The sequence below is a fragment of the Actinotalea alkalitolerans genome (assembly GCF_023369855.1).
In the GTDB taxonomy this organism is placed as follows: Bacteria; Actinomycetota; Actinomycetes; order Actinomycetales; family Cellulomonadaceae; genus Actinotalea.
Genome location: NZ_JAMBPP010000032.1, coordinates 1 through 1,656, shown reverse-complemented (window position 1 = coordinate 1,656; position 1,656 = coordinate 1). Strand labels below are relative to the sequence as shown.

1 protein-coding gene is annotated in these 1,656 nt (G+C 71.6%); it reads left to right on the top strand.

The window, feature by feature from the left end; all coding sequences use genetic code 11:
- Positions 1 to 128 precede the first annotated feature (128 nt).
- Positions 129 to 1,514 carry an IS1380 family transposase gene (locus M1R94_RS20170; protein WP_249383522.1) on the top strand — a complete coding sequence of 462 codons (1,386 nt, stop codon included), beginning with the start codon at positions 129 to 131 and terminating at the stop codon, positions 1,512 to 1,514.
- Positions 1,515 to 1,656 lie beyond the last annotated feature (142 nt).

Genomic DNA, 1,656 nt, shown 5'->3' with positions numbered 1-1,656 from the left:
GCCTCAGCCCTGATCCACCGGTTTGAGGTGGGTGGTGGTGCGTGGCGGAGAGCGAGAATGCCCTCCTGAGCAGCGAGGATGTGGATTGCGACGTCCCATCCGAGCAGCTCACGAAGGGCATCTCGTAAGTGAAAGCCTGCCACAGCATCGTGCCGGTCTTCGATGACCCGAACCTCGTGTCGGCTGCCGGGTTGGTGCCCGTGCTCGAGCTGGCCGGGCGGGCCGGCCTGGACGGCCTGCTGGCCGAGCACCTGAGCGTGCCGAGCGCGAACGCGGCGGACAAGTCGCGCAGCGTGGTGGCTGGGATGCTCGCGGGCGCGGACAGCATCGATGACCTGGACCTGCTGCGCGCCGGCGGCATGGCCCGGGTCGTTCCCGGGGTGCGAGCGCCCTCGACGTTGGGCACGTTCCTGCGCACGTTCACCCATGGTCACGTCCAGCAGGTCGACAAGATCAGCGGCGCGGTCCTGGCCGGGCTGACCGGGCAGGTCCCGGGCCTGCTGGCCGGCGGGCGCGCGCAGGACGGCATGGTGTTCATCGACGTCGACGACACCATTCGCGCCGTCCACGGCTACGCCAAGCAGGGCGCCGGGTTCGGGTACTCCCGGGTCCGGGGCCTGAACGTCCAGCTGGCCACGGCCTGCACCCCGACCAGTGCGCCGGTGGTGGTCCGGGCCCGGCTGCGCCGGGGCAACATCGCCTCCCACAAGGGTTCGGCGCGGCTGCTGGCCCAGGCCATCACCACCACCCGCGCCGCCGGCGCGAGCGGGCGGGTCCTGGCCCGGGCGGACTCGGCCTACTACCTGCGGGCGTTCCTGGCCACGGCGGTGCGACACGACGCGTGGTTCTCCGTCACCGCGCGGATGAACCCGCAGGTCGTGGGGGCCATCGCCGCGATCAACCAGGACGCCTGGACCTCGATCCACTACCCGAACGCGGTCTTCGACGAGCAGGCCGGTGGATGGGTCTCCGACGCGCAGGTCGCCGAAGTGCCGTTCACCGCGTTCACCTCCCTGCCCAAGGCCCAGCAGATCACCTGCCGCCTGGTCGTGCGCCGGGTCAAGCGCCAGCAACCACGCGCCTCGGACGGGTCGGTGCAGGGCGAGCTGTTCGCCGACTGGCGCCACCACGCGTTCGTGACCAACTCGACCCTGAGCACCGTGGAGGCCGACCAACGCCACCGCGACCACGCGATCATCGAACAGGTCATCGCCGAGCTCAAAGACGGGCCCCTGGCCCACCTACCCTCGGGGAACTACGCCGCCAACGCCGCCTGGGTCGCATTCGCGGCCCTGTCGTTCAACCTCGCCCGCGCCGCGTCCATCGCTGCCGGCATGGTCACCGCCCGGTGGGCGACCTTGCGACGACGCATCATCACCGTCCCCGCCCGCCTGGCCGCCACCGGGCGCCGCCTCGTGCTGCACCTGCCAGCACGCTGGCCCTGGGCACCAGCCTGGGCAGCACTCTGGGCGACCATCACCGCGACCGGCCCACCGACACCAGCTACGACCTGACCACCCGCCCGACCGGGCCCGACCGGAGAACCAGTGGAAGAGCCGGCGCAGACCGGCGGCCCCGCCACGCCCTCCTCTCGGCAACTACCGACAATCCCGAGAACCACGCCCGACCGAGAAGGACCGGTGGATCAGGGCTCAG